Source organism: Kitasatospora sp. NEAU-CNBT7 (genome assembly GCF_057220535.1).
In genome coordinates, this window is sequence record NZ_JBXQQB010000028.1 from 59,142 (window position 1) to 66,452 (window position 7,311).

General features: G+C 71.7%; 6 protein-coding genes. 4 read left to right on the top strand and 2 right to left on the bottom strand.

Annotated elements, in window-relative coordinates; all coding sequences use genetic code 11:
* The first annotated feature begins 335 nt into the window (after nucleotides 1–335).
* Together AC2TEW_RS29090 and AC2TEW_RS29095 are read left to right on the top strand one after the other, a co-directional pair.
* Nucleotides 336–2,669 carry a M4 family metallopeptidase gene (locus tag AC2TEW_RS29090; protein WP_484626341.1) on the top strand — a complete coding sequence of 778 codons (2,334 nt, stop codon included), beginning with the start codon at nucleotides 336–338 and terminating at the stop codon, nucleotides 2,667–2,669.
* A gap of 238 nt (nucleotides 2,670–2,907) precedes the next feature.
* On the top strand, nucleotides 2,908–3,246 hold the full coding sequence (locus AC2TEW_RS29095) for a P-II family nitrogen regulator (protein WP_484626342.1): 339 nt from the start codon (nucleotides 2,908–2,910) through the stop codon (nucleotides 3,244–3,246).
* A gap of 34 nt (nucleotides 3,247–3,280) precedes the next feature.
* Here AC2TEW_RS29095 and AC2TEW_RS29100 read toward each other — a convergent pair whose 3' ends face one another.
* On the bottom strand, nucleotides 3,281–4,120 hold the full coding sequence (locus tag AC2TEW_RS29100) for a hypothetical protein (protein WP_484626343.1): 840 nt from the start codon (nucleotides 4,118–4,120) through the stop codon (nucleotides 3,281–3,283).
* A gap of 95 nt (nucleotides 4,121–4,215) precedes the next feature.
* Nucleotides 4,216–4,725, bottom strand: a complete 510-nt coding sequence (locus AC2TEW_RS29105) for a SigE family RNA polymerase sigma factor (RefSeq protein ID WP_484626344.1) — start codon at nucleotides 4,723–4,725, stop codon at nucleotides 4,216–4,218.
* Between the two features lie 431 nt (nucleotides 4,726–5,156).
* On the opposite strand from AC2TEW_RS29105, the gene AC2TEW_RS29110 reads away from it, so the two are divergent.
* Entirely contained in the window at nucleotides 5,157–6,863 is a 1,707-nt protein-coding gene (locus AC2TEW_RS29110) for a carbohydrate-binding module family 20 domain-containing protein (RefSeq protein ID WP_484626389.1), read from the top strand.
* A gap of 141 nt (nucleotides 6,864–7,004) precedes the next feature.
* Nucleotides 7,005–7,238 (top strand): hypothetical protein, encoded by a 234-nt coding sequence (locus tag AC2TEW_RS29115; protein WP_484626345.1) that lies wholly within the window; start codon nucleotides 7,005–7,007, stop codon nucleotides 7,236–7,238.
* Nucleotides 7,239–7,311: the final 73 nt, after the last annotated feature.

Below are 7,311 nucleotides of genomic sequence, written 5' to 3' on the forward strand. Positions count from 1 at the left end.
GCTGTGCAACAGCAATGACATCCATCCCCACCAAACCTTGACCTCGACACCAACTCGCCCTTGCGGTGCCATTGTTGTTAATTGGCCAATCAGTGGCATGCATCTGTCATTCATGGTCCGTTTGCTGCCACGATTCCCCTCGCTGCAGCCGCGCGGGGCCCCACCCCCCGGTGCAGCGGATCCAGCGCACGTTCAGCGCTACCTGGCTCCACCCGCTCCTGATTGCACCGCACCCATCGCCGCGAACCAGCGGCAGGGCCCCCGCTGCGCCGCAACCCCGCGGCCAGGTTCTCTCCACCGGACGTGACCCCGCGCCGGTCGGATAAGGAGTCTGCATGACCCGCCACACCCATGTCCGGACGAGTCTGGCCGCCCTCGCCGCCACCACCGCGCTGCTGGTGACAGGCTTCCCGGTGGTCGCCGCCCAGGCCGCACCCGCCGCCCCGGCCGCGATCGCGCCCGCCGCCGCCCACGCCTCCGCGATCGCCGCCGCCGGCCAGCAGAGCGCCGCGCTGGCGCAGACCCTGGGCCTCGGCAGCCAGGAGAAGCTGGTCGTCAAGGACGCCTTCCGCGACGCCGACGGCACCCAGCACTTCCGCTACGAGCGCACCTACGCCGGACTCCCGGTGCTCGGCGGTGACCTGGTGGTGCACCAGACCTCCGGCGGTGTCGTCAAGGGTGTCGACAAGGCCACCCAGGCCTCCCTGACCGGCGTCAGCACCACCCCCGCGCTGGCCGCCCCCAAGGCCCAGGCCACCGCGCTCGCCGCCGAGGCCGGCTCCAGCCTGGAGAACGCCCCCCGCCTGGTCGTCTGGGCCGCCGACGGCAGCCCGCGCCTGGCGTACGAGACCGTGGTCTCCGGCAAGGAGGCCGACGGCACCCCGAGCAAGCTGCACGTGGTCACCGACGCCACCAGCGGTGCGGTCATCCACAGCTTCGAGGGCATCCAGACCGGCACCGGCCAGGGCGTCTTCGTCGGCAACGTCACCATCGGCACCACGCTGTCGGGTTCGACGTACCAGATGAAGGACACCACCCGCGGTGGGATGTACACCACCAACATGAACAACGGGACGTCCGGCAACGGCACCCTGTTCACCAAGTCCACCGACACCTGGGGCAACGGCCAGGCCAGCAACAAGGAGTCCGCGGCCGTCGACGCCCACTACGGCGTCGCGATGACCTGGGACTACTACAAGAACACCTTCGGCCGCAACGGCATCCGCAACGACGGTGTCGGCGCCTACAGCCGCGTCCACTACGACAACGGCTACGTCAACGCGTTCTGGGACGACTCCTGCTTCTGCATGACCTACGGCGACGGTGCCAACAACACCGCCCCGCTGACCGAGCTGGACGTGGCCGGCCACGAGATGAGCCACGGCGTCACCGCCGCCACCGCCAACCTCAACTACTCCGGCGAGTCCGGCGGCCTCAACGAGGCCACCTCGGACATCTTCGGCTCGATGGTGGAGTTCTACGCCAACATCCCGTCCGACAACCCGGACTACCTGATCGGCGAGCTCATCAACATCAACGGGGACGGCACGCCGCTCCGTTACATGGACAAGCCGTCCAAGGACGGCGCGTCGGCGGACTACTGGTCCTCCACCGTCGGCAACAAGGACGTCCACTACTCGTCCGGCGTCGCCAACCACTTCTTCTACCTGCTGGCCGAGGGCAGCGGCGCGAAGGTGATCAACGGGGTCAGCTACAACAGCCCGACCTCCAACGGCTCCACCCTGACCGGCATCGGCCGGGACAAGGCCGCCGCGATCTGGTACCGCGCGCTGACCACCTACATGACCTCCACCACCAACTACGCCGCCGCGCGGACCGCGACCATCAACGCGGCCAACGACCTGTACGGCGCGGGCGGCGCCGAGGCCACCGCGGTCGCCAACACCTGGGCCGCCGTCAACGTCGGCTCCGTGGTCAGCAACTCGCCGGTGGTGACCAGCCCCGGCAACCAGACCACCCTGATCAACACCGCGGTGAACCTGCAGATCTCGGCCACCGGCGGCACCGGCGCGCTGACCTACTCGGCCACCGGCCTGCCGGCCGGCCTGTCGATCAACGCCTCCACCGGCAAGATCACCGGCACCGTGACCACCGCGGGCACCTCCAACGTGGTGGTGACCGCCAAGGACACCGCCAACAAGACCGGCACGGCCAGCTTCACCTGGACCGTCAACACCACCGGCGGCGGGTGCACCCCGGCCCAGCTGCTCGGCAACGCCGGCTTCGAGACCGGCTCCGCCGCGCCGTGGACCACCACCAGCGGCGTGGTCGACAACAGCGCCTCCCAGGCCGCCCACTCCGGCTCCTGGAAGGCCTGGCTGAACGGCTACGGCTCCGCCCACACGGACTCCGCCTCCCAGACGGTGACCATCCCGGCGGGCTGCAAGGCCACCCTCAGCTACTGGCTGCACATCGACACGGCGGAGACCACCACCACCACCGCCTACGACAAGCTGACGGTGACCGTCAACGGCACCACCGTCGCCTCGTACTCGAACCTGAACAAGGCCACCGGGTACGCCCAGAAGACCGTCGACCTGTCGGCCTACGCCGGCCAGACGGTCACCCTGAAGTTCAACGGCGTCGAGGACTCCTCGCTGCAGACGAGCTTCGTGATCGACGACACCGCGATCAACACCAGCAACTGAGCTGATCGGCCTCACCGGCCGAGCTAGCTGAACGCAGGGCCCGGTGGCTTCGGCCGCCGGGCCCTGCGGCCGTCCCCGGACGGGTCGCGGGGCACCCCGGGTACCGTTCGGACCCGCTCCGCGTCCTTGGGCCCGCGGCGCGGCCCGCGGCTGTACGATCGCGGCGTCCCGGACGGCGGCCGCACCGCCGCCCACGGCCACCCCCGTGCCCAGGCACCCGTCGAGCGGACCCACGCGCATGAAGCTGATCACCGCCGTCGTCAAGCCGTTCCGGCTGGACGAGGTCAAGTCCGCCCTGCAGGAGATCGGGGTGCACGGACTGACCGTCACCGAGGCCAGCGGCTACGGCCGCCAGCACGGCCACACCGAGGTCTACCGCGGCGCCGAGTACCGGATCGACCTGGTGCCCAAGCTGCGGATAGAGGTGGTGGTCGAGGACGACGACGCCGAGGCGGTGATGACCGCGATCGTCGACGCCGCGCGCACCGGGCAGATCGGTGACGGCAAGGTGTGGGCGGTGCCGGTCGACACCATCGTGCGGGTCAGGACCGGCGAACGCGGCCCCGACGCGGTCTGAGCCGGGGCGGCGGCCGCGGCCGCTGCTGCGGCGGCTACGGCTGGGCCCACAGGCGGCGCCAGAGCGCGCCCTCGTCGATCTGCTCCTGGGGCATCGTCGGCTGCCACTGCGGGTCGGTGGCGGCCTGCTCCAACTGCTCCGGGGTCAGGACCGGGGCGTCCAGGGACTGCTGCACCTCGACCCGGCCGCCCTCCGCGTGCGCGGTGCCGTCCAGCGCGGTGATCACGAACAGGACGCCCCCGGGGCGCTGCACCGCGACCGTGGACCCGCCGAGCGTGTCGGCGCCGGCCCGCGGGGTGGCCAGGGTCAGCACCTGCGAGCCGTCCGGCCGGGTGGCGGTCGTGCAGGCGTCACCGCCCGGACGGACCGCCGACAGGGCCGGAGCGCCCAGCGGCCGGATCGGCGCCACGCAGTTCAGCGCGGGCTGCTCGTCGGCCGCCGTGATCAGCGCGACCGACAGGGTGCCGGCGCCCCGGCCGCCGTCGTAGTCCACCAGGAAGGCGTGCCCGGGCCGCGCGTCCGGCCCGGGGAAGGTACGGAAGTGGCTGTACCGGCCGCCGGGCAGCTGGGTGGCGAGCAGCGCCAGCATGCCGTCGGCGGTGGTCGGCACCTCGACCGGGGCGGCGGCCGGAGAGGGGCCCGCGGGCGCCGCGGCGGGGACGCCTGCCGGGCCGGCGAACGGCCGGACGGCCACGGCGGCGGTGCCGGCCAGGGCCGCGGCGGCGAGCGCGGAGCCGAGCACGGCCAGCCGACGGCGCCGGCGCAGCACCCGGCCCCTGGCGGTGGCCTCGCCGACCATCAGGACCACGGGGGGAGAGGCGAGATCGTCCGAGCTCTCCCTGAGCAGGCGGGAGAGTTCGTTCTCAAGGTCCATGTCCGGGTTCCTCGTTCGGTTCTACGGGCTGGGTCAGTGGCGGGGGCAGTGGCAGTGGCCGGTGATGCGGGGGAGAGGGGTGCGGGGGAGCGCGGTCAGGCGAGGAACATCAGCTCGCGGTCCTCGCCCAGGATGCCCCGGAGCTTGGCCAGCGAACGGGTGTTGAGACTCTTCACGGCCGCCGGGGAGAGGTCGAGCAGGTCGGCGACCTCCTCGATCGAACGGTCCTCCAGGTAGCGCAGCACCACGACGGCACGGTTGCGCGGCGGCAGCAGCCGCAGCGCCTCGGTGAGCGCGAGCCGCAGGTCCGGGGTGACGGCGCCGCCGGGGGAGTCCGGCAGCTCGGCGAGCACCACCTCGGTGGATTTCCGCAGCCTGCGGTGCGACAGGTAGTACCGCAGCATCACCTTGCGGGCGTACGCGTCGAGGCCGGGCTCGTCCCGGCCGCGGCGCAGCCGTCCCCAGACCGAGAACATCTTGGCGAGCGTGGTCTGGACCAGATCCTGGGCCTGGTGCCAGTCGCCGCACATCAGGTAGGCGACCTGGAACAGGCGGCGGGCCCGGGTGCCCGCGAACTCCTCGAACTCGAGTGCCGCGTCGTCCATCCGGAAATCCCCCGAGGTGCTTGGTGCTGGTTGCCGTCAGCCGTACTGACGTCGTGGGGAGGTCAGAGGTATCACCTGATTCCCGAGGACATCGAACCAGGTGCGTCACCGGCCTTGACGCACCCACCACTCGGCCATATGTTCTCAGCGCACTGCAAGTTTCCTGAAAGTTTCATCGATCTTTCAGCAAGCAACACGGTCGTCGCGCGGCCCCACCCACCCCACTCCCCGCGACCCGCCGACGCCGCCGTGCCCCCAGTGCCGTACCCGCTCATCCGCTCACCCGCCGCCCGTGCACCTGCGTCCACGGGCCGCACCAGGCCGCCCACCCGCCCCCTGGAGACACCGTGGTCACCACCTCCCCCACCCATCGCCCCGCCCATCGCCCCGCCCATCGCCCCGCCCGCCGGCCCGCCCGCACCGCCGGCGCACTGGGCGCCGCGGCGGCGCTCGCGCTGTCGATCGGCACCGGGCTCACCCTCGCGCCCACCGCCGGGGCCACCCCGCCCGGCGGCGGGAAGGACGTCACCGCCACCCTCTTCGAGTGGAAGTTCGACTCGGTGGCGAAGGCCTGCACCGACACCCTCGGCCCCAAGGGCTACGGCTTCGTCGAGGTCTCCCCGCCCCAGGAACACATCCAGGGCCCGCAGTGGTGGACCTCCTACCAGCCCGTCAGCTACAAGATCGCCGGCCGGCTCGGCGACCGCGCCGCGTTCCAGTCCATGGTCGCCACCTGCCACACCGCGGGCGTCAAGGTGATCGCCGACTCGGTGGTCAACCACATGTCCGCGGGGTCCGGCACCGGCACCGGCGGCACCGTCTACAGCAAGTACAACTACCCCGGGTACTACCAGGACCAGGACTTCCACTCCTGCCGCAGTGCGATCTCCAACTACGCCGACCGCGCCAACGTGCAGAACTGCGAACTGGTCAACCTCTCCGACCTGGACACCGGCAGCTCCTACGTCCGGCAGACCATCGCCGACTACCTCAGCGACCTGCTCTCGCTCGGTGTGGACGGCTTCCGGATCGACGCCGCCAAGCACATCGCCGCCGGCGACCTGGCCGCCATCAAGGCCAGGATGAGCAACCCGAACGCCTACTGGGTGCAGGAGGTCATCTACGGCGCCGGCGAGCCGATCCAGCCGAGCGAGTACACCGGCACCGGCGACGTGGACGAGTTCCGCTCCGGCACCTGGCTGAAGAGCGCCTTCGACGGCGGCCGGATCGCCGACCTGTCGACCTGGGGCTCCGGCCTGCTGGGCAGCGCCCAGGCCCGCACCTTCGTCGACAACTGGGACACCGAGCGCAACGGCTCCACCCTCACCTACAAGAACGGCAACACCTACACCCTGGCCAACGTCTTCATGCTGGCCTTCCCGTACGGCGCCCCCAACGTCTACTCCGGCTACGCCTTCGCCGCCAACGACGACGGCCCGCCGAACGGCGGCACCGTCAACGCCTGCTACCAGGACGGCTGGAACTGCACCCACGCCTGGCGCCAGGTGGCCAACATGGTCGGCTTCCGCAACGCCGTGGCCGGCACCTCCGTCACCAACTGGTGGTCCGACGGCAGCAACGCGATCGGCTTCGGCCGCGGCGGCAAGGGCTACGTGGCGATCAACCACGAGAGCGGTCCGATCACCCAGACCTTCCAGACCTCGCTGCCCGCCGGCAGCTACTGCGACGTCCAGCACGGCGACCCGGTGGCCGGCGGCTGCACCGGTGTGAGCTACCAGGTCGGCACGGACGGGAAGTTCACCGCGACGGTGGGCGCGGGCGACGCGGTCGCCCTCTACGTCGGGGCGAGCGGCGGCGGCTCCACCGCCTCGCCGTCGCCGACCGCCTCCGGCGCCTCGTTCGCGGTCAACGCCACCACGGTGTTCGGCCAGAACATCTACGTGGTGGGGAACACCGCCGCGCTCGGCGGCTGGGACACCTCGAAGGCGCTGCCGCTGTCCTCGGCGGCCTACCCGGTCTGGAAGCTCGACCTGTCGATGCCGGCCGGCACCGCCTTCGAGTACAAGTACATCCGCAAGGACGCCAACGGTTCGGTGACCTGGGAGAGCGGCGCCAACCGCACCGCCACCGTGCCCTCCACCGGCCGGGTCACCCTGAACGACACCTGGCGCAGCTGACCCACCGGCACCACCCGTCGCCCCTGCCCGGCCCTCCCGCCCGGGCGGGGGTTACGGCTGTCCGCCCGAAACCCACCGATCGGGTGGCACCCGCGCTGTCGATCCGGCCGCCACCACGCCCCGGCTGACAGCATCGGCAGCGTGAACGCCACCCCCACCCCCACCTCCGCCGTGCTCGACCTCGAACTCCGCGGCGGCCGCTGGGACGGGCACCGCAAGCGGGTCCGGTCCACCGCCCCGCCGCCCGCCCTGCGGATGGTGCTGCGCGCCGACCTCCCGCACCCCGAGGCGGGCGAGTACTGGCCGACCACCAGCATCTACCGGCTCGACCAGGACGGCCCGGTCCGGCACTACCGCCACTCCCACGACGAGTGAGCCGAACGGCGGCCCGGGGGGGGGGGGGGGGGGGGGGGGGGGGGGAGGGGGGGGGGGGCTTAGGGTTGTGGGG